This window comes from Nocardia sp. NPDC087230 (assembly GCF_044744725.1).
In the GTDB taxonomy this organism is placed as follows: Bacteria; Actinomycetota; Actinomycetes; order Mycobacteriales; family Mycobacteriaceae; genus Nocardia; species Nocardia canadensis.
The window spans coordinates 1-18,563 of the sequence record NZ_JBIUYV010000011.1 but is presented as its reverse complement, the minus strand read 5'-3'; the positions used below and the strand labels follow the sequence as shown (position 1 = coordinate 18,563).

The following is an 18,563-nucleotide window of genomic DNA, read 5'->3' as shown; positions in this document are numbered from 1 at the left end:
CCAGACAGCCCTGATCGGCTCACACGGCGTCGAACGCGGCCGCCTTGGCCTGGATGTAGGCGACGTAGCGCACGGTGAACACCATCGGCACCGCGAACGTCAGCGCGTGCGCGAGTGTGCGGGGCCAGGTGTCGGCGTGCGCGAGCAGCGCCAGCAGCACCGCACCGACCGCGAAGCTCGCCGTCCACACCGCGGTCAGCACATACCCGGTCCGCACGAACAGCGGCTCCTCCCAGACCTCCTGCGGGGTGGTCTGTTTCGCGATCCCGAGGGTGAACGGCATCCCGACCGCGAGCGAGACACCAGCGATCAGTGCCAGCGCGGTGTGCGAGAGCGCGGGGGAGTAGGCGTGCAGTCCGGTGTCGGGGTCGCCGAACGCCAGCACGGTCAGCCCCACGAAGAACGCCAGCGTCCCGACCTCGATGATCAGCGCGTCGAACCCGGCCCCGTTCCGCCTGCGGCCCACCACCTCGGCGAGCGCCAGGCCTGCGGCGACGAGCGCCGCCCACGCCCAGTACTGGCCGGGAACGAGCGCGTAGACGATCCACGGGGCGAAGGTGCGCAGGTAGGACATGGTGGCTCCCTGAGTACGCGGTAGACGCGACATTCCAATTCAGACAGGTCGAAATTAGATGTTCCTATTCAGACATGTCAAGAGTGGAAGGTAAGATGATGGGCATGAGCCTCCGTCACGCCCTGCTCGGCCTGCTCGCCGACCGCCCCGCCAGCGGCTACGACCTGATCCACCGCTTCAAGGAATCCCTCGCCAACGTCTGGCCCGCCACTCAGAGTCAGATCTACACCGAACTCACCAAGCTCGCCGACGCCGGAGAGATCACCGTCTCCGACGAGGGCCCCCGCGGCCGCAAGGAATACACGATCACCCCCGCCGGCCTCGCCGACCTCCGCCACTGGCTCACCGAGGTCGCCCCCAAACCGATCACCCGCAACGAAACCCTCCTGCGCGTTTTCTTCCTCGACGCCCTCACCCCCGCCGAAGCGATCACCTACCTCACCACCCTCGAGTCCCGCTCCGCCGCCGCCCTCGCCGAACTCCTCACCCTCGAATCCGCCATCGACTGGACCGCCAACCCCTTCTCCACCAACGGCCACATCGCCCTCGAGTGGGGCAAGCGCTTCTACCGCATGAACCAGGAGTGGGCCGAGTGGGCAAAACAGCAGGTCACCTAGGCGATTTGGTTTCCGACACCGCGTCGGATAATCTTTTGGCACACCAGCAAGTCCGGGTGGCGGAATGGCAGACGCGCTAGCTTGAGGTGCTAGTGCCCGTATTAGGGCGTGGGGGTTCAAGTCCCCCTCCGGACACGTTCTTTACACGCACGGATGGAGTCGCTTCGGCGAACACCATCCGTGTGTTTTCGTTGTAGGTCGGTTTCAAGCCGAGTTCCCGATACGCGCGATGCTTGTCGTCGGGATCGGATCGGCGTAGGACGGCCGGCAGGCCACCCAGGAGGCGACGACCAAGCTCTTGATTCCCTGCCCGGTCATCGGTACGTGTTCGGTCGCGTATCGATCCAACTCCGATATCCGGCTTCGAGCCTGTGCTTCTCGGTGGCTGGTGGAGGCTGGGTCAGCCGGGTGCGGTTCGATCCCCTGCGGTGCTATGTGAGGATGTCGACGAGCTGGTCGGTGGCTTGGATCACCCAGCCCGGGTCGTGGTGTTGGCGTCCCCAGAGCGCGGCCTTGATCGCGCGGACCTGCGCCCAGCGACGGGCCCGCTCGCGGTCGATGCCCGCTGACTCGCAGAATAGGTCCAGGCTGCGTGAAAGCCCCTGCTCAGGATTCGGCCCGAACAGTAGATGCGCAAAGCGAATACTGCGGATCACCGTGATCGTGTCGTAGGCCGGGTCACCGACATAGCCTTTCGGGTCGATGGCTAGCCAGGGTTCCCGGTCACCCGGCAGGACGTTGGCGTCGTGGAGGTCGCCGTGGACCAGGGTGTCGGGTTGGTCTGGGCCCAGCTCCCGCAGCGTCGCTATTGCGGCGTCCAGGGCTCGGCGTGGCAGTGGATTACCGAGTTCGGCTGCGGTGGTGATGATCTCGCTTTCCCAGTCGGCGACCAGGTCGCTGAGTCTCGGCAATTCCTCCGGTGCGCCGACAGCAAGGCGCTGAGACAATTGGCCGAGCGTGCTGACGGCTTGGTCGAAGTCGGCCACATCGGCCAGCGTTCCCTGTCCCGCCCGTTCCAGCAGCATCGCGAAATGCTCATCGTCACGGCCGTAGAGGTGCACCGCTCCGCTGCCGTTCCAGACACTGAACGCGTCCGGTTCGTAGACGTTGCCCGGATGCGGGAATGACACCTTGATGACCGAGGGAGGTAGGTCGGTGTGTCGCACCGGCACGATGATTCCGATGTGGCCGTGCAGCACCGACCCGTCGGGTACGCAGTCCCACCGCTGCAACAGTTCATTGACCAAGCCTGGAAGTGTTGAGATCCACGTCCTGCCGGCATCTCCCTCTCGGAGAACGGTCTCGCGGGCGAAATCATCGGGAATCTCGATCACGACCCGACTGTATGCGCGTCCGGCTCGGTCCCGACGTGCAAGATCTGACCGGGTGGCCGCCGACCCACGCCGTCCCGGGTGCACAAGACCGTGACCAAGCATCAGATCAGGCAGTGCAGCTGACGCTGGTTTCTTCGTCCACATTCATGGCCTTCCCGCCGGACCTACGTGGCGGTGCGGGTCCTGAACTGCCTGTGCCGCTGTGGCTCTGGGTGTCAGCTTGTCCGTTTCCGGGAATGGCGTTCGGCCTTCGGCCACGATCGCGTCGGATCGTTGTGGATAGTGAGTGTGTCCCCTGATTACACCGCGGCCTTCTCCGGAAGGTCAGAGTCGGGCGATGTCGAACCGTTCCCACGGACCCACCGCGACTCGGTCGCACAGCAGCCACGAGTCCCCGCCTTGCGCCGACCAGTAGTGCCCGCCCAAGGCCATGATGGTGCTCGCGCCGCCGGAGGTGGTCAGGACGAACTTCTCCCACTGGCCCAAGGTCGTTGCGCCGACCCGCAACCACTCGCCGCCGCCGTCGAGCGCCATCACGTACCGGCCGTCGTGCGCTCGAATCGACACCACCGTCCTGATCCCGTACGAGGAGTAGTAGGCGAGTTCGCTGATCGTGAAGACCGTTGCGGGCGTGGGCAGGTACTCGTCGGCGATCAGCAGGTCGCGGGTCAGTGGGTCGTCGCTGACGCGGACGAACCGACCGCCCGAGGCGACGAGGCGGGCCTGGTATCGCACCCGCTCCTGGATGTCGGTTTGGACGACGTCGGGGTCGAAGGAACGGGTGATGCGGTGGATCTTGCCGTCGGCGACGGCGAGCACATCCAGGGTCGTGGGGGTGCGGAATACCGCGGCCACCGTGCGGTTGTCGGTGCCCGGCGGCTGACCGGGGACCCGTACCGGTTGGCCGGTCCACGCACCGTAGGCGTAGGAGCGTGCGGCCAGTGGACTGGCCGCGGCGACGAGTTCGCTCACCCCGGGCGTCGACCGGGCCGCCGCGATTCCGCCGTCCTCGGTCAGGCCGACATCGAGATGGGGTTCCCACGGGGACGGCCACTGGTCCGGTTCGCCGACGATGGTCCAGATCCGCCCGTCGCCGGGGCCTTCGGTGACGGCGCTGACCTGGATCGTGTCACCGGACAGCGTGACGGCGGCGACGCTGCCCGCCCGGGGCAGCGGCGGCAGCGGTCGCCAGCTCGCGGCGGCATCGGTGACCGTGGTGTGGATGACGGTGCCCTCGGCATCGCCGGCGAACAGCTCGATTCGCCCCGGCGCGGTCGCGGTCGCGGCCAACGCTGAACGCGGGCCCAACCCGCCGCCGGTCAACACTTGCCAGTCCGGTGCCCACCGATCGTCGATCCACCGGCGTCGGCGCACCAGGTGATCGCCCGTGCCGACAACGAACAGGTCGATCGTGTTCGTCGTCGAGCTGGCCGCGGCGATGCCCGCACGTGGGTCGAACGCGCCGGGGTCGGTGAGTGCTCGCCACGACACCCATACGTGGCCGGTGAACCGGGTCTGCAGCACCGCGCCGTCGAGCGCGACGACGAAGACGTCGATCTCGCCCTCGCGCGCGACGGCCGCGATCCGGGCCGCCCGATGCAGCGGTGGGGATTCCAGCACCGACCACAACCGCCACGGATCCGCCACCACATCGATCTCGGCCACGGCGTCGCCTCCGCCGCGCACATCGAGACGCAGCGGCGCCCGGCCCAACCGCATCGACGCTCCCGGCTGGACCGGTACCTGGGCGAGCAGGAACGTGGCACCGCTGCGCGCCAGCTCCTGCGCGACGATCTGGCGTTGCATGCCCTGCGGGGTGAGCGTGCGAAAGCCGCGGTCCCAGACGCGCGGTGAGCGAAGCGAGATGTAGACGTCGGCACCGCCCGGAGCCATCGCGTGGGCGACAGCCACCACCGGAGCCCCGGTGTGGCCCGCGGCCGGGACGCCGGGCCAGCGTGCCACTTGGATAGGGCCCGCCGGTTGTCGCGGCACCGCTACCGTGGCCGTCGGGTGGTGGGGGTCGAGCCAGCCGATCGGCACCGTCGCCGCCGGGCACAGGGCGGGCCCGGTCAGATCGTGGCCCGGTGACGCGTGTGCCAGCTGCGGCTCCTGCGCGGCGAGCGTTCCGACCGAGCCCATGATGCAGGTCGGATCGGCGTAGTCGAGCCCGACGTGACCGTTGAACGTACTGGCGTGGCCGCCGGGCTGGTGATTGCGACGCTGGTAGTAGTGGCCCAGCTCGTGGCACAGCAGCGAAGCGCTCAGCTGGGCAGCGGCGAATTGACCGTCGTAGCCGAACTGGCCACCGGTGGCGGCCGCCCAATCCTGAATCACCACCAGGACGGCGCCCTTCGGGAAGGGCGCCCCGTCGGCCGCGGCCTTCACGCGCACCGCGGCGGCGAGTGCGTCGGCGTCGGCGTAGGGCTGATCGATCTCGACCGGTGGATGTACCGACCAGGTGTGCTCCTCGCGAAATCCGGACATATCTCGCCAGAATCGGCGTACTTCGTCACCGCAGGCCAGCAGCCACGCCTCCGTGAAGGTGTGCCCCGACCGTGTGGCATCGCCGCTCACCCAGGCAATCACGAAGACAAAGTGTGTGTGCGCCATCGAACTACTTCCGTCGTCGAAACGGGGGATCTCTTCCTGATATCGCCTGGCGAGCGGAGACCATTAATCGACTGACCGATCGCGAGCCTGCGGCGCTTCGATCCGAACGCCGGTGAGCTGCGAGGGTTCCGGCCGTTCGCACCGCTACGGTGTTCGGCATGAGCGACGCGATGGTGCGCGACCGCGACGGAAGGCCGTTCCTGTTGCTGGCGACACGCGCCGAGAACGAGGCCGCCGACCAGGAATACGAGGCTTTCCTGCGCTGCGGCGGGCTCGTACCGCGCCGACTGCACCGGCGCCGTCTGGAACGCGATCCGCTCGGAGAGATCGACCTCGACCGCTACGCGGGCATCATGCTGGGCGGGAGCCCGTTCACCGTTTCCGACCCGCCCGACACGAAATCGCCGGTGCAGCGGCGAGTGGAAGCTGAGTTGCGCGAGCTCGTGGCGGCCGTGGTCCGTCAGGATTTCCCGTTCCTCGGCGCCTGTTACGGCATCGGCGTGATCGGCTCGGTGATCGGCGCTGTCATCGACCGAACCCATCCCGAACCGGTCGGCCCCACCACCATCACTCTGACCGATGCCGGGCGGGTCGACCCGCTGCTGTGCGTGCTCCCGCGCGAGTTCGACGCGTTCGTCGGTCACAAGGAGGCCGCCACCGAGCTCCCGGCGGGGATCGAACGGCTCGCCACCTCGACCGGCTGCCCGATACAGGCATTCCGGGTGGGCGCCAACGTGTACGCCACGCAGTTCCATCCGGAGTTGGACGCGCAGGGCATGAGCATCCGTATCGACGCCTATAAGCACCACGGCTACTTCGACCCCGTCGAGGCCGAAGCGCTCAAGGAAGTAGCCCGCTCGGGCAACGTCGTGCACCCCGGCGCGCTGGTGCGTCGGTTCGTCCAGCTGTACGAGGATTGACGTTCGGCTGGACTGTCACCGTCGGGTCGAGTTCCGGCGAACGCCGGCACTCGCGCTCTCGTCCGGTTCGGCGCACCGACGACTATCGGTGCGCCGAACCGGACGCGTTGTCGGTGGTCGGCGCTACACCGTCGCGGGGGCTGCGGCGACGTCCACATCGCAGGACACCTGGTGCCACGCCGCGAGCTCATCGCGTCGCCGCCGCAGCGCGGCGTCGATCTCGGTGACGGCGAAGCCTCCGGTGACCAGGCGCACCGGGGGAGTGTCGCTGTCGACCGCGGTGAGGATGGCGGCCGCGACCCGATTCGGATCGTTGAACGCCGTCGGCGGCAGCTCGCCGATCTGTCGCTGTACTTCGCGCACGGTTCGGTCGTAATCGTCGATCGGCCGGGCGTGATGGAGGTTGGCCAGGAACGGGGTTGCGGTCGGGCCGGGCTCGACGAGTGTGACGTCGATACCCAGGGGAGCGACTTCGTCCAGCAGCGCGTCCGTGAGTCCTTCGATGGCGCACTTCGTCGCCGCGAGAAGGCCTACGCCGGCGTGGGCGGTCTGTCCGTAGTAGGAGGAACCCTGCAGGATGTGACCGGCGCGCTGTCGGCGCAGGATCGGCAGGGTAGCGCGAAGCACGGTGAGCACTCCGAAGAAGTTGGTGTCGAAGATCTCGCGGGCCTGCTCGTCGTCGACTTCTTCGACTGCTCCGAAGAGCCCGTAGCCTGCGTTGTTCGCAACCACGTCGATGCGCCCATACGTGTGCAGCGCGAGCGCGACGGCGTCGTCGATCGACGATTGCCTGCGCACGTCGGCGGCAACGGGAGTGATCCGGCCGCCATGAGCCGCGGCCAGGGGCGACAGCGCATCGATGTGCCGCGCCAAGGCCACGACATTGTCGCCGCGTGCGGCGGCCGCCTCGGTCAATGCCAGGCCGATGCCGGATGAGGCGCCGGTGATGAACCATGTGATGGGAGCTTTCGACGTGTTGATCATGTTGCGAGCGTAAGTTGTTTGCTAGCAACAAGTCAACGCTTGATGTGGAAGTTGTTCCCATCGAAATTGGCTAGCCGACAACTCCCGAGGTAAATTCGCGGTATGGGCGATGGGTCGGAAGCAGCGCTGGCGGTGATCGCGTTCGCGAATACGCACGCCGATGGTGGTGGGGGTGTCGAGCAGTTCGCCGACGCCGACGGACTGCGCACGTGGTTGCGGGGTACCGGGCGACAGGTCACCGGTGCGGTCACCGACGCGGATGCGGCCGAGGCGCGGCAGTTGCGCGATGCCGTCGTGACCATCCTGCTCACCCACTCCGCGGACCCGAACGTCTCCGCCGTCGCGATCGAGGAGAGCGAGGCGTTGCTACGGCGGGCGGCCGACAGGTATCCACTCCGCGCGACGATCGACCGAGACGGAGTGGAACTGCGACCGATCGCCGACGGCGTGTCCGCGGTGCTGGCGGCGATCCTCGCCGCGGTGACCGAACTCGCCTACACCGGTTCCTGGTCGCGGCTCAAGGCATGTCGAAATCCGCCCTGCCACTTCGCTTTCTACGACCGCACCCGCAATACCTCGGCCGCGTACTGCAGCAACGCCTGCAGCAGTCAGGTCTCGATGCGCGCCATCAGAGCACGACGCCGAGCGCAGGCGACGGACGCCGACGCGGATACCCAGTCCTGATGCGGGGCTCCGCCGGGATCACTTCGACAGTCGACGGTGCCACCCGGATTCTCCTACCTGTGCCGGAGCACGGCGTCGCCGAATCTGTTACATGTCACAATATTTGCGGGGACTGCGCCCTCGACCGGCCCGGTGATGGCTAGCGTCGGACAATGTCGAGAGGGTGGCGTCCGCGCAGACGCGACGTGTTGGCGTTGGGAACCGCGATGGCGGGTGAGCTGATCCTGGGAACCACCGCACCGGCACAGGCGTCGCCGGTTGTCCGCTATCCGGGGTATTCCGCACAGGATTGGGCCCAACCCTACGCGCGGTTCATGGCCCACCGCACCGTCGCCCCTCCCGCCGCGGTCGCGGCGGCATTCCACGGGCCGGCGACTCCGGGCGGCATGATTCCTGCGTTCTCCGCGGTGACGTCGGACCTGTCGATCTCGGGCTATTCGCCGGTCGAAACCGGGTACGGCCGCAGCGACGAAGGTCTGGTGTGGACCGCGGTGCGCACCGAGATGCCGGGTGTGACCGCGGCGATGTGGGATTGGTGGTTCGGCTGGCACTCGGCGGAGTCCGCCCGGTACAAGCTCTGGCATCCTGACGCGCACCTGTACGCCGACATCAGTTCGGATCGCAGTGCCGAGGCGATGCCCGACCGGGCGAAATACGTCGGCACCATCTCCTACGTCGACGAGTATGTCGGGGCGAAATTGCAGCAGCTCGCGATCTCGTTCGTCGACCCGGTGGCGCACGGCTTCGAAGTCCCGGCCGGGCATACGGTGATCCTGGGACGGGTCGGGAGCAGCATCGCGCCGGTGGAGCTCGGCTGGCTTGCCCATCAAGTGCGCCCGATCCCCGGCGGCAGCGAGATGCGTAGCCGCTTCTACCTCAACCGCTACGGCCTGCGCCTGCCCGACCCTCGCCAGGCCGCCCAAGCGTTGGGGCGTGGCGCCGCGCTCGATCCCGCGGATCTGGTGCTCGGTCTGGGGTTGGCACGTGATCTCCTGTTGCACTGCGGTCAGGAAATGGCGCACCTGGCGGGATTCCTACCCGAGCTGTACAGCGAGTTCGCGGGCGGAGCAGACTCCGCGAGCTCGGAGTAGCCGCGTTGCCGATCTCGAATGCGTTCGAGGGCGAGCGAAAGGCGCGACTCCGGATCAACTGTCCGCGGGACGGTCGGCGCGATGGTGGAAAGCCGCTACCGCGGCCTCGACGGTGGGATAGAAGTGCGTTCTGTCGAACCGGTCACCGACGCCGAAGCGGATCAGCTTGTCCTTGATCGGTCCTTTCATCTCGGCGAACTTCAATTGGATCTCTTTGCCTTCGAGGTAATTGTCGAGGTCGACGAGTTCGTCCACGGCGGTGGTGTCGAGATCGGTGATCGGTTCGGCGGCGATGATGACCCACTCGATCGGGGACGGGGCGTCGGCGACGACCGAGCGGACATAGTCGTCGAATATCTGTCCGTTGGCGAAGAACAGTGGTGCGTCGAACCTGACCAGCACCAAGCCGGGAATGCGCAGGCCGTCGGGGTGACGTTCGATGTCGTGGTAGCCGGGGCGGTCCGGTGTCCGGACGAGTTCGGTGCGGTAGGGCTGCCAGGCTCGTGCGACCACCGCGACGAAGGAGAGTCCGATCGCGACGAGGATGCCCTGCAGCACGCCGACCAACGCGACCCCGACGAACGCGGCTGCCGCCAGGGCGAATTCGACCGAGCTCATCCGCCACATCCGGACCATGCCGCGGATGTCGATCAACGCGGTGGCGGCGACGATCACGACGGCCGCGAGCGCGGCGTCTGGCAGGTACGCGGTGAGACCCGGAGCGAGCAGCACGAAGAGCAGGACGGCGATCGCGCCGACGACGCCGGCCAATTGTGTCCGGGCGCCGCTCTGTTCGGCGACCGGGGTTCGTGACCCGCTCGCGGAGACGGGAAATCCGCCGAAGAGCCCACCCGCCACATTGGCGACTCCGATCGCCTTCATCTCGGTGCTGCCGTCGACGTCTTCTCCGTGTCGGGCGGCGAAGGTCCGCGACAGGACGCCGCTGTCGGCGAACGCGATCAGCGCGATGCCCGCCGCGGGTCCGATCAGGTGCCCGATGTCGTCCCAGCCGATGCCGTCGATGGAAGGCAGCGGCAGGCCTTCGGGCAAGGCGCCGACCATGCCGATGTCGTCGGTGAGTCCGGCGGCGGCCGAGATCGCGATGGCCACCGCGACCGCGACCAGCACTCCCGGCACCGCGGGTAGCCACCAGCGAAAGGCCACGATGACGGCGAGGGTGCCGAGGCCGAGAGCGGCCGCGATGGGATCGATCTCGCTGTCGACGACGGCCTTCCCGATCTCGGCGATCTCGGCGAGAACGCCGGTGGCGTCGACGGAGAACCCGAGCAGTTTGGGAAGTTGTCCGACGACGACGATGAGCGCGATGGCGTTCAGGTAGCCGAGTCGGATGGGCTTGGACAGCAGTTCGGTGACGAACCCGAGCCGAAGGAACCCCCCGACGAGCAGGATGAGCCCGACGAGGACCGCGAGGACTCCCGCGAGAGCCAGCGCACGGTCGGGGTCGTCGACGGCGGCCAGCGGCAGCACCGCGGCCGCGATCAGCGGAGCGAGCGAGGAATCCGGGCCGAGCACAAGGATCCTGGACGGCCCGACCACCGCGTAGGCCAGCAGCGGCACGATGGTGGCGTAGAGCCCGGCATACGCGGGAAGCCCCGCCGCCTCGGCGTAGCCCATGCCGGCGGGGATCAACAACGCGGTCAAGACGAGGCCCGCGGTGACATCGGCTCGCAGCCACGCACGACGATAGCCGCGGGCCGTCGCGATCCCGGGTAAGGCGCTCACTCGCTGCTTCCACGACATGGTCGGGGGCCTCAGCGTGCTCGGGCGCGAGCGGAGGCGGTCGTCACCGGGACGGCGTGCGCCGTGGGGGAATCCACTACTGGATCGTAGCCATGCTCGGAGTGCTGCGAGGGATCTCGACCGGGACGCGGCCGACAGCTTGCCGAGCGGCCTTTTCGACGAGCAGCGGAACGAAATCTCGGATACGGGCCTCGGCGAACCGCGCATGAATACGGCGAACCAGAAGCTCGATCTCCGCCGGTGATTCCGCGGGGAAACGGGTGATCAGGCGTTCGATCACCTGATCGATCTGTACGAATTCAAGGTCGTCGCGCATTGTCTATCGACCATTCGGCATCAGGCAATTCGGCGGTGAATGGATGCGGGTCCTGTCGAGAAATTCTCCCCGTTCCGATCCGGGTGTCGGTGGCCACCAAGCGGTGGTGGTAGTCAGGATGGGGAGATGCTCTTCATTTCCGTGCGCGACTGCTCGCTCGGTGTCGTGGTGCATCATCGGAAAACTATCCGTCCAGCGAAAATCGCTGTGCGGGCGCAGAATCCACAGTGGTGTGGTTGCTCACATTTTACCGGGGTGGTTTCCTTTTTACAAGACGCGGTGTCCGCCGCGGGGTTGTGGGCCCGAATGGCGGCGGCGAGGACTTCCCGGTGGACGGGACTGTGCCGGTCGATTGTCCAATTTGCTGGGTGCGGGGGCCGCTCGGCAACTACGGTGCCGCCCATGTCTCGCACTCACCGCATACTCGCGGCCGCCGCACTGGCCGCTGTCCCACTCGCCGCAGCCGCCCCGGCCCCGGCGGCTCCGATCGTGAACAAGGTCGTGGTCATCGGTATCGACGGCACCCTGTGGAGTGAGGTGTCGGCGGCCGAGGCGCCGAACCTCGACCGCCTGGCCGCGCAGGGCACGCTGGCACGGACCTCCATCGCCCCGCACACCACCATGTCGTGCGTCTCGTGGGCGACGGCGCTGACCGGCGTATGGGACAGCAAGCACGGGATCCGGGACAACGGAGCCACCTGCAACGCGGAGGCTTTCGCGCCGTATCCGACGGTGTTCACGCAGGTGGAGCGGGAGCGTCCGTCGTTGTCGACGGCTTCCATCGGGACCTGGGACACGATCGGCATGATCGCGCGGACCGGTAGCCCGCAAGCCGACCGGGTGGCGGTCACCCAGATCGATCCCACCGGCGCGGGCGTCTGCGAGACCACCGCGGACTCCAACGCCGCCGCGGCGGTTGTCTCGGCCATCACCGAGGACGGGACCGATCTGCTGTTCACGCACCTCGATCAGGTGGACATCGTCGGGCACACGCTGCGCGGAGTCTGGCCGCAGGCGTATCGCGATGCCATCGGGCGGGTGGACGGCCTGGTCGGGAAGATCACCGCCGCGGTCGACGCGCGGGCGGCCGCGCACGCGAACGAGCGATGGACGATTCTGGTCACCACCGACCACGGACACAAGCCCGACGGTGGACACGGTGGGCAGAGTGCCTACGAGACAGCCAGTTTCGTGATCGCCCGCGGACCGGGGTTCGCCGCGGGCGCGCAGCACAACGGATACACCCTCGCCGACATCACCCCGACCGTGCTGGACCTGCTCGAGGTCTCGGCGCCGGCGAATCTCGACGGCGAGTCGATGCTGAACGGTGGCTCGGGCGACCCTGCGGCACCGGTGCCGAATACGCCGCCGGTGGACGCCGGGATCACCGGTTCGTCGTCGGGTTCGGCGCAGTCGGCGATGGTCGCGAATCCGTTGTGTCTGCTGGGAAGTGGATCGGCGAGCGGTTCCTCCGAGCGATGACGCGGTGACGCCGTCCGGAGATCGGCGTGGCCGAACCGGCTCGCCGACACGGTCACTTCGTTCGCTCAGGGGACCAAACCGCACCCGGTAGCGCCGCGAACCTCCTGTCGTGCCGTCAGATCGTCGGCACGTGGGCCAGTCAGGTTCTGACGCGAGCACTAGGGATGACCTCACATGAGAACACCGCGACCGATACGCAGGTCTGCCCGGTTCCGATGGAGCGCGCTGATGGTCGCGGTGGCGGCCGCCGCCGGTCCGGCGACCCTCGCCGGGCCCGCGGTCGGCGAACCATCGGCAGGCGTGGTCACCGTGCAGGACCTGGGCGACCGTCGACAGGTCGTCTCGGTGTACTCCGCGGCGATGGAGCGGTCCGTCCCGGTCCAGGTCCTCCGGGCGGCGGACCAGGCTCGGCCACGGCCGACGCTGTACCTCCTCAACGGTTCGCAGGGCGGTCCGAACGGAAGCGGCTGGGACGCGCAGACCGAGGTGATCGACTTTCTGCGCACCGAGGACGTCAACGTGGTGACACCGGTCGGCGGGAGCAGTTCGTATTACACCGACTGGATCGCCGACGACCCCGTTCTCGGCCGGAACAAGTGGCAGACCTTCCTCAACGAGGAACTGCCGCCGGTGATCGAGAACTTCTTGGGCGCCGATGACGAGCGAGCGCTCGCCGGGGTGTCCATGAGCGGCACGTCGGTGCTGAATCTCGCCATCGCCAAGCCGGGCTTCTGGCGCAGCGTGGCCTCCTACAGTGGCTGTGCGCAGACGTCGGATCCGGTCGGGCAGGAGTTCGTCCGCGTCACCGTCGAGAACTGGGGCGGCGGACGCAGCGTGGAGAACATGTGGGGTCCGCGCAATGGGCCGTTGTGGCGGGCCAACGATCCCCTGGTCAATGCCGAACGGCTGCGCGGGACCGCCATCTATCTGAGTACCGGTAGCGGTGTGCCCGCCGCGCCGCACGACACTCCCGCCGATCCCCGAGTCCAAGACGGTCGCATTCCGCTGGCGGCGCAGGTGCTTCTCGGTGGCCCGATCGAAGCCGCGGTTCGCTTCTGCACGATCAATCTGGCGAATCGGCTGGGCGAGTTGAATATTCCGGTCACGCTGGACGAGCGCCCGGTCGGCACGCACTCGTGGGGGTACTGGGAAGACGATCTTCGTCGGTCCTGGCCGTTCCTCGCCGCGACGATCGGGCTTGCCCGCTGAGCCGGGAGGTGGAGTTCACCCGCAGCGGATGAGTCGCCTGGGGTCCGCTGTCGCTAACGTCGGCGACAGCCTCGCCGAAAGGACCGCCATGCTGGGATATCTCGTGCCCGTGGACCAGCGGCGATCGCTCGCCGAGCTCACCGATCGGCTGGATCTGTCGGTCGGTGAGGTCGGCGCGAAGCGTTCCGCGTTCTGGATCATGCTGGTGCTCTCGGCGGTGATCGCGATCTCCGGCGTCATCGGGGATTCCACCGCCACGGTGATCGGCGCGATGATCGTCGCGCCGTTGTCGTTGCCGATTCTCGGGGTGGCGCTGGGCGTGGTGACCGGCCGTTCGGCCTTGATCGGGCGCAGCGTGGTGCTGGTGGGCGCCGGCGTCGTCGTTGTCGTCGTCTTGGGTTTTCTCTTCGCCCAGTTGCTGCCGAATCCGGTGCACGTCCTGTCGAACGCTCAGGTCGTCGGACGAACATCGCCGAAACTGGTGGACCTGACCGCGGCGATAGCCACCGGGTTGGTGGCCGCTGTCGCGATCGCCCGGCGCGACGTCGGCGATGTGCTGCCCGGCGTCGCGATCGCGATCTCGCTGGTGCCGCCGCTGGGCGTGGTCGGAGTTTGCCTCGGCTCGCACGCACCCGCCCTGGCCCTGGGTGCGTTCGTGTTGTTCGCGTCCAATGTCGTGGCGATGATCATCACCGCGACGATCGTGTTGCTCGGTGCCGGCTACGCGGCCGACGCGCAGGCCGCCGCGGCGCGACGCGGACGCAGCTTCGCGATACTCGGCGCAGCCCTGGTGCTGGTCGCGATCCCGATGGTGATCAACTCGTTGTCGACATTGTGGGCCGGCCAGATCGCCGAGGCCACCGGCGACTGGCTGCGCGACGAGCCGGGCGCACAGGTGACCGACGTGACGCTGCAGAGCGATACCGCGACGATCTCGGTGCTCGGGCCCGAACAACTGCCACCGGTCGAGGAACTGCAACGCCGCGTCGACGACCTCGTGCCGTGGAATCCGACTGTGGTCATCGTGCACAACGTCGGCGCCAGGGTGCAGCCGAACCGGTGACCAGGCCGACAGTCCGTTGCTGTGCTGCGCGAGGAAGCGGCGTTGAGCGCCGGTCGGGGGAGGAAAAAAGTGTCCCATTCACCGCTCCTCTCGGCTTTCCCGGCAGTCGGGGTCTGTGCGAGCATTCGGCCATGGCTGGTGGAACCGATAATTGGCCGGTCGTCGACCTGGCCGACCTCCTCGACGTGCTCGATCTCGCCGAGACGGCGCCCGGACGATTCCGGGCCAGGAACGTGACATCGACGCTGCCGACGACGTTGGGCAGTCAGACGTTGGCGCAGGCGGTGGTCGCGGCCGAGCGCACCGTGCCGCAGATGGCGGTGCAGTCGCTGCACGGTGTGTTCCCGCGCGGTGGGTTCGCCGATCGGGAGGTCGACGTGGATGTCGAGGTCATCCAGTCGGGCCGGGCACTGGCCACCGTGCAGGTGGCGTTCCGGCAGGATGGGCGCGAGCACGCCCGGGTGCTGGCCATGCTCAGCGTCGACGAGCCGGACTTCCTCGCACACCACGTCGCACTACCGCCGGAGGTGCCGGGTCCGGACGAGTGCGCCGACCTGCCGTGCGCCCTGCTGCCCTGGGAGGTGCGGACGCCCGGCGGGGCGGACGCGCTGGCGCTCGACCTCGCGGGTCCACCGTCGCTGGATGTGTGGATGCGCTGCGACAAGGCGCCCGACCTGCCCGTGTTCTCCCGGGCGCTGTTGGCCCATGGCAGTGAGGGTTTCCTGGGACCGGTCAGCATGCGGCCGTATCCGCAGGCCGAGATCACGCGGCGCGGTGGCCGGGGGACCTCGGCCATGCTCACACAGACCGTCACCTTCCATCGGCCGTTCACCGTGCACGACTGGTTGCTGTTGCGCTGTGAGAGTCCGTTCGCGGGCGCGGGACGGATGTCCGAGCGGATCCAGATCTTCACGCGCGCAGGAGAATTGGTCGCTTCGGTGGACGCGCAGGGCCTGATGCGCGCACACACGCCCGGCTGAGCGGAGGCGGCGGACGAGCCACGGCGCTGGGCGAACGGCCCGCCCGGGGCTCACCGTCCGGTCGACGGGGCTCGAGCCCTGCGGCCGCACGCACTCCGGAGGAGCGGGTGCGGCAGCGCGTTCGGCAACCTCGCACCCGCCCTGGAGCCGTCCGGTTCCGCTAGCTGGTGGGCGGTGTCAGGACACCATCGATCAGGTAGACGGTCGCGTTCGCCGTGCGGACACCACCGCAGACCACTGTTGCCTCGTTGACGCGAAGCTGATCGCCCGATCCCGTCACCGTGACCTCGGATCCCTCGACGGTCGCGTGTGTGCCGACGACGGCTTCGGGTGCCAACCGTCCCGGTACGACGTGGTAGGTGAGAATGCTGGTCAGCATCGCCGAGTCTGTTTTCAGTGTTTCCAGCGTGCCCGGGCCGAGCGCGGCGAACGCGGAGTCCACCGGCGCGAAAACGGTGAATTCGCCACCGTTGAGCGTGTCGACGAGGTTGACCTGGGGATTGACCTGGCCGGACACCGCCGCGGTGAGGGTGGTCAGCAAGGGGTTGTTCGCGGCGGCGGTCGCTACGGGCTCCTGCGACATCGCCTCGATCGAGCCCGGTCCGGTCGGTACCTGCGCCGCGTAGTCTGCGCAGCCGGGGCCGACGAGCCCGGTCATCGCCACCTCGCCCTGTGCGGGCATGGCCGTAGCGGACGTGGTCGTCGTGGGTGCGGACGTGGTGTCGCTTGCCTCGTCGGTGTCGGTACACGCTGACCCGGCGATCGCTATCGCCGCCAGTACCGCGATCACTGTTCCGGAGTGCTGTCGAACCTTCATGTCGTGCCTTCCTGTCAGGGGCGATGCCCGTATCGGCCGACGGCGCAGGATCGATTGCTGCGAAGCGGGGTCGGAGCCCGCGCTACCGCTGTGCGTCGTGGACCACGCAATTAAACTTCCTGATGCGTCGATTCTGCATCATTTGACGTGTAGTGTGAAGCCTCACAGGCATCTCGTAGGCAGATATTTTCACCGGCCGACATCGTCACGGGCGTGGCGCGGCCACGGACAAGAATCGGAAGCGAGGAGATGGTCATGGTTCATTTCACTGCTGGGCGCGCACTCGGGTTTCTCGTGAGTGCGGGAACGGCCTCACTGTTCGCCCTGGCCGCCGCACCGACGGCGAATGCCGCGCCGACTGCCATGTGTCCGGCGCCTGGTGCGGCGTCCGTGCAGGCCGGTGCGGCGGACGGGTCCTGCTCCGCGACGAGCGCCGCGGGCGGCGCGGCGGCGGCCTACGGATTCGACGGCGCCGCGTCCGCCGATGCCGCGCCGACGAGCTTGTCGCTGGCCATCGCGCAGAACGGCGGCACCGCGACCTCGAGCTCGACGTTCCTGTCGGGCCCGGCCGCCATCGCCCTGGGGCCGGGTGCGCAGGTGACGACGACCGGGGTGCGGCCCGGGCTGTCCATCGGGATCGCCGGTCCGGGAGCGGAGGTCACCGTCAACGGCGTCACCACCCCCACCTGCACCGGCGGTCCCGCCTTCGCCGGCGACTTCCAGACCCTGCAGGGTTGCGTGTCGCTGCGCTGACACCGGGCGTGCGCCGTCCGGCGGGCCGGAGGGCACCGATCGAACGAGGTCGGTGCTTCGGGAACGCGGCAGGTCGGCAGCCGTAGATCTCGTCCGATTCGTGGAAAGGCGCGCGGAGGTTGGGAGAAGGTGGTGTGAGGGGTGACTCGGCATCCGGCTACACCGTCGGAACCGTGGCCGCGATGCTGGGCATTCCCGTAGCGACATTGCGCAGCTGGAACCAGCGCTACGGCCTGGGCCCCGCGCACCGCCGCCCGGGCAGTCACCGGTACTACACGGCCGGGGATGTGGCGATGCTGAGCCGAATGGCCGATCTGGTCCGTGCTGGAGCGAGCCCGGCCAAAGCGGCGCAGGCCGCCCGGATCGCGGCGGATTCTGTCCCCACCCTCGGTGATGTGGCGCCGGTGCTGGACGCTGCCGAGCAGCTCCGGGTCGCCGAACTCCTGGGCGTGATCACTGCCCATCTGACCCATTTCGGGGTGGTGGCGACGTGGCGCGAGTTGTGTCGACCTGTCTTCGCGGACATCGTGAGCAGGCAGGATCGTGGCAATGGCTTGATCGATGTAGAGCATGTCGTGTCCTGGGCGATCACCACGGGTCTGCACCGCGCTGTGCCGGCGGTGCGCGGCGTAGCCGGGCTCGCTCCGGTGCTGCTGGCCTGTGCTCCGGGCGAGGCGCATGTACTGCCCCTGGAAGTTCTGCGAGCGGCGCTGGCGGAGATCGGCGTACCGGCGGTGCTACTCGGCGCGGCGGTACCCGGCGGCGCGCTCGCTGACGCGGTGGCCAAAGCGCAGGATCCCGTGGTGGTGCTGTGGTCCCAAACCGCGCGCACGGCGGCAGCGGCGCCGATCCCCGCCGGAATCGGTGCACCGGCCCAGCTGCTTCTTGCGGGACCTGGATGGCCCGAGGTGCCTGGTGTGCGGTGCCTCGGCTCGCTCGAAGAGGCGGTCGCCGAGGTCAGTCGGTTGGCACGTGGCCGGGACAGGCCGCCGACCGTTGAATGATTCATAAACGATGCATCACTCGCCCGTCGTCCTTCGGCCGAAGGACGACGGGCGATAGGTCGTCCGGGACGGCAGCGCGAGACCGTCCCGGCGACCAGGTGCTACGCGATCAGCTACCGATCAGATTGCGCAGCACGTCGGAGATGACGTCGCTGAGCGAGCCGGTGGAGCTCAGCTGACCGTCGGAGGAGCCGAGGCCGTTGTCGCCGAGGCTGCCGATCACGGTCTCGCCCGCGTTCGCGCCGCGCGCGGTGAAGCAGGCGGTCAGGCCCGGCATCTCGTTGCTGACACCCACGGTGCCCGCGACGCCGACGCCACCGCTGGTGACCTGGTCACCGGACTTCACGCTGTCGGGCACCGGGTA

General features: G+C 68.2%; 17 protein-coding genes, 1 tRNA gene and 1 pseudogene. 11 read left to right on the top strand and 8 right to left on the bottom strand.

Annotation, left to right across the window (positions count from 1 at the left end; all coding sequences use genetic code 11):
• Window positions 1–19: 19 nt before the first annotated feature.
• Window positions 20–574 (bottom strand): hypothetical protein, encoded by a 555-nt coding sequence (locus ACIO52_RS27780; RefSeq protein ID WP_402647983.1) that lies wholly within the window; start codon window positions 572–574, stop codon window positions 20–22.
• Window positions 575–678: 104 nt separating this feature from the next.
• Here ACIO52_RS27780 and ACIO52_RS27775 point away from each other — a divergent pair, with 104 nt between their 5' ends.
• Together ACIO52_RS27775 and ACIO52_RS27770 are read left to right on the top strand one after the other, a co-directional pair.
• Entirely contained in the window at window positions 679–1,191 is a 513-nt protein-coding gene (locus tag ACIO52_RS27775; protein WP_316575092.1) for a PadR family transcriptional regulator, read from the top strand.
• A 50-nt stretch (window positions 1,192–1,241) separates the two neighbouring features.
• Window positions 1,242–1,326: transfer RNA gene (locus ACIO52_RS27770), tRNA-Leu, on the top strand.
• A 296-nt stretch (window positions 1,327–1,622) separates the two neighbouring features.
• Here ACIO52_RS27770 and ACIO52_RS27765 read toward each other — a convergent pair.
• Both ACIO52_RS27765 and ACIO52_RS27760 read right to left on the bottom strand, forming a co-directional pair.
• Entirely contained in the window at window positions 1,623–2,525 is a 903-nt protein-coding gene (locus ACIO52_RS27765; RefSeq protein WP_402647980.1) for an aminoglycoside phosphotransferase family protein, read from the bottom strand.
• Window positions 2,526–2,849: 324 nt separating this feature from the next.
• Complete coding sequence (locus ACIO52_RS27760; RefSeq protein ID WP_402647977.1) at window positions 2,850–5,009, bottom strand: hypothetical protein; 2,160 nt, start codon at window positions 5,007–5,009, stop codon at window positions 2,850–2,852.
• 284 nt (window positions 5,010–5,293) lie between these two features.
• Between ACIO52_RS27760 and ACIO52_RS27755 the strand changes: the two genes are divergently transcribed.
• Window positions 5,294–6,055 carry a glutamine amidotransferase gene (locus ACIO52_RS27755; RefSeq protein ID WP_402647974.1) on the top strand — a complete coding sequence of 254 codons (762 nt, stop codon included), beginning with the start codon at window positions 5,294–5,296 and terminating at the stop codon, window positions 6,053–6,055.
• Window positions 6,056–6,178: 123 nt separating this feature from the next.
• Here the strand turns inward: ACIO52_RS27755 and ACIO52_RS27750 are convergent, their stop codons facing one another.
• On the bottom strand, window positions 6,179–7,039 hold the full coding sequence (locus ACIO52_RS27750) for an SDR family NAD(P)-dependent oxidoreductase (RefSeq protein ID WP_218716075.1): 861 nt from the start codon (window positions 7,037–7,039) through the stop codon (window positions 6,179–6,181).
• Window positions 7,040–7,141: 102 nt separating this feature from the next.
• Here ACIO52_RS27750 and ACIO52_RS27745 point away from each other — a divergent pair, with 102 nt between their 5' ends.
• Entirely contained in the window at window positions 7,142–7,723 is a 582-nt protein-coding gene (locus tag ACIO52_RS27745) for an ABATE domain-containing protein (RefSeq protein WP_342801951.1), read from the top strand.
• Between the two features lie 152 nt (window positions 7,724–7,875).
• Window positions 7,876–8,814: a DAPG hydrolase family protein gene (locus ACIO52_RS27740; protein WP_255586662.1), complete on the top strand. Its 939-nt coding sequence runs from the start codon at window positions 7,876–7,878 to the stop codon at window positions 8,812–8,814.
• A 54-nt stretch (window positions 8,815–8,868) separates the two neighbouring features.
• Here ACIO52_RS27740 and ACIO52_RS27735 read toward each other — a convergent pair whose 3' ends face one another.
• Window positions 8,869–10,557, bottom strand: a complete 1,689-nt coding sequence (locus ACIO52_RS27735; protein ID WP_394358706.1) for a SulP family inorganic anion transporter — start codon at window positions 10,555–10,557, stop codon at window positions 8,869–8,871.
• Window positions 10,558–10,651: 94 nt separating this feature from the next.
• Window positions 10,652–10,891, bottom strand: coding sequence for a three-helix bundle dimerization domain-containing protein (locus tag ACIO52_RS27730; RefSeq protein ID WP_402647970.1), 240 nt, complete (start codon window positions 10,889–10,891; stop codon window positions 10,652–10,654).
• A gap of 402 nt (window positions 10,892–11,293) precedes the next feature.
• Between ACIO52_RS27730 and ACIO52_RS27725 the strand changes: the two genes are divergently transcribed.
• The 4 genes from ACIO52_RS27725 to ACIO52_RS27710 all read left to right on the top strand — a co-directional run bounded on the left by ACIO52_RS27725 (window position 11,294) and on the right by ACIO52_RS27710 (window position 15,625).
• Window positions 11,294–12,373, top strand: coding sequence for an alkaline phosphatase family protein (locus ACIO52_RS27725; RefSeq protein ID WP_218716072.1), 1,080 nt, complete (start codon window positions 11,294–11,296; stop codon window positions 12,371–12,373).
• A gap of 228 nt (window positions 12,374–12,601) precedes the next feature.
• Window positions 12,602–13,582, top strand: coding sequence for an alpha/beta hydrolase family protein (locus ACIO52_RS27720; RefSeq protein ID WP_218716071.1), 981 nt, complete (start codon window positions 12,602–12,604; stop codon window positions 13,580–13,582).
• Window positions 13,583–13,670: 88 nt separating this feature from the next.
• Complete coding sequence (locus ACIO52_RS27715; protein ID WP_218716070.1) at window positions 13,671–14,645, top strand: DUF389 domain-containing protein; 975 nt, start codon at window positions 13,671–13,673, stop codon at window positions 14,643–14,645.
• A gap of 131 nt (window positions 14,646–14,776) precedes the next feature.
• Window positions 14,777–15,625 carry an acyl-CoA thioesterase gene (locus tag ACIO52_RS27710; RefSeq protein ID WP_402647965.1) on the top strand — a complete coding sequence of 283 codons (849 nt, stop codon included), beginning with the start codon at window positions 14,777–14,779 and terminating at the stop codon, window positions 15,623–15,625.
• 160 nt (window positions 15,626–15,785) lie between these two features.
• On the opposite strand, the gene ACIO52_RS27705 is transcribed toward ACIO52_RS27710, so the two are convergent.
• Window positions 15,786–16,442, bottom strand: a complete 657-nt coding sequence (locus ACIO52_RS27705) for a fasciclin domain-containing protein (protein WP_402647962.1) — start codon at window positions 16,440–16,442, stop codon at window positions 15,786–15,788.
• 255 nt (window positions 16,443–16,697) lie between these two features.
• Between ACIO52_RS27705 and ACIO52_RS27700 the strand changes: the two genes are divergently transcribed.
• On the top strand, window positions 16,698–17,195 hold the full coding sequence (locus tag ACIO52_RS27700) for a DUF6764 family protein (RefSeq protein ID WP_218716067.1): 498 nt from the start codon (window positions 16,698–16,700) through the stop codon (window positions 17,193–17,195).
• A gap of 134 nt (window positions 17,196–17,329) precedes the next feature.
• Window positions 17,330–18,199, top strand: coding sequence for a MerR family transcriptional regulator (locus ACIO52_RS27695; RefSeq protein ID WP_402647959.1), 870 nt, complete (start codon window positions 17,330–17,332; stop codon window positions 18,197–18,199).
• A 109-nt stretch (window positions 18,200–18,308) separates the two neighbouring features.
• Here the strand turns inward: ACIO52_RS27695 and ACIO52_RS27690 are convergent.
• Window positions 18,309–18,563: pseudogene (locus ACIO52_RS27690) on the bottom strand (hypothetical protein); the annotation flags it as partial.

Excerpts from the sequence above, each read along its gene's own strand:
- ACIO52_RS27755 (WP_402647974.1), top strand. The coding sequence starts at position 5,294 with ATGAGCGACGCGATGGTGCGCGACCGCGACGGAAGGCCGTTCCTGTTG.
- ACIO52_RS27710 (WP_402647965.1), top strand. The coding sequence starts at position 14,777 with ATGGCTGGTGGAACCGATAATTGGCCGGTCGTCGACCTGGCCGACCTC.
- ACIO52_RS27740 (WP_255586662.1), top strand. The coding sequence starts at position 7,876 with ATGTCGAGAGGGTGGCGTCCGCGCAGACGCGACGTGTTGGCGTTGGGA.
- ACIO52_RS27745 (WP_342801951.1), top strand. The coding sequence starts at position 7,142 with ATGGGCGATGGGTCGGAAGCAGCGCTGGCGGTGATCGCGTTCGCGAAT.
- ACIO52_RS27760 (WP_402647977.1), bottom strand. The coding sequence starts at position 5,009 with ATGTCCGGATTTCGCGAGGAGCACACCTGGTCGGTACATCCACCGGTC.
- ACIO52_RS27780 (WP_402647983.1), bottom strand. The coding sequence starts at position 574 with ATGTCCTACCTGCGCACCTTCGCCCCGTGGATCGTCTACGCGCTCGTT.
- ACIO52_RS27700 (WP_218716067.1), top strand. The coding sequence starts at position 16,698 with ATGGTTCATTTCACTGCTGGGCGCGCACTCGGGTTTCTCGTGAGTGCG.
- ACIO52_RS27720 (WP_218716071.1), top strand. The coding sequence starts at position 12,602 with ATGGTCGCGGTGGCGGCCGCCGCCGGTCCGGCGACCCTCGCCGGGCCC.
- ACIO52_RS27725 (WP_218716072.1), top strand. The coding sequence starts at position 11,294 with ATGTCTCGCACTCACCGCATACTCGCGGCCGCCGCACTGGCCGCTGTC.
- ACIO52_RS27730 (WP_402647970.1), bottom strand. The coding sequence starts at position 10,891 with ATGCGCGACGACCTTGAATTCGTACAGATCGATCAGGTGATCGAACGC.
- ACIO52_RS27715 (WP_218716070.1), top strand. The coding sequence starts at position 13,671 with ATGCTGGGATATCTCGTGCCCGTGGACCAGCGGCGATCGCTCGCCGAG.
- ACIO52_RS27705 (WP_402647962.1), bottom strand. The coding sequence starts at position 16,442 with ATGAAGGTTCGACAGCACTCCGGAACAGTGATCGCGGTACTGGCGGCG.
- ACIO52_RS27775 (WP_316575092.1), top strand. The coding sequence starts at position 679 with ATGAGCCTCCGTCACGCCCTGCTCGGCCTGCTCGCCGACCGCCCCGCC.
- ACIO52_RS27750 (WP_218716075.1), bottom strand. The coding sequence starts at position 7,039 with ATGATCAACACGTCGAAAGCTCCCATCACATGGTTCATCACCGGCGCC.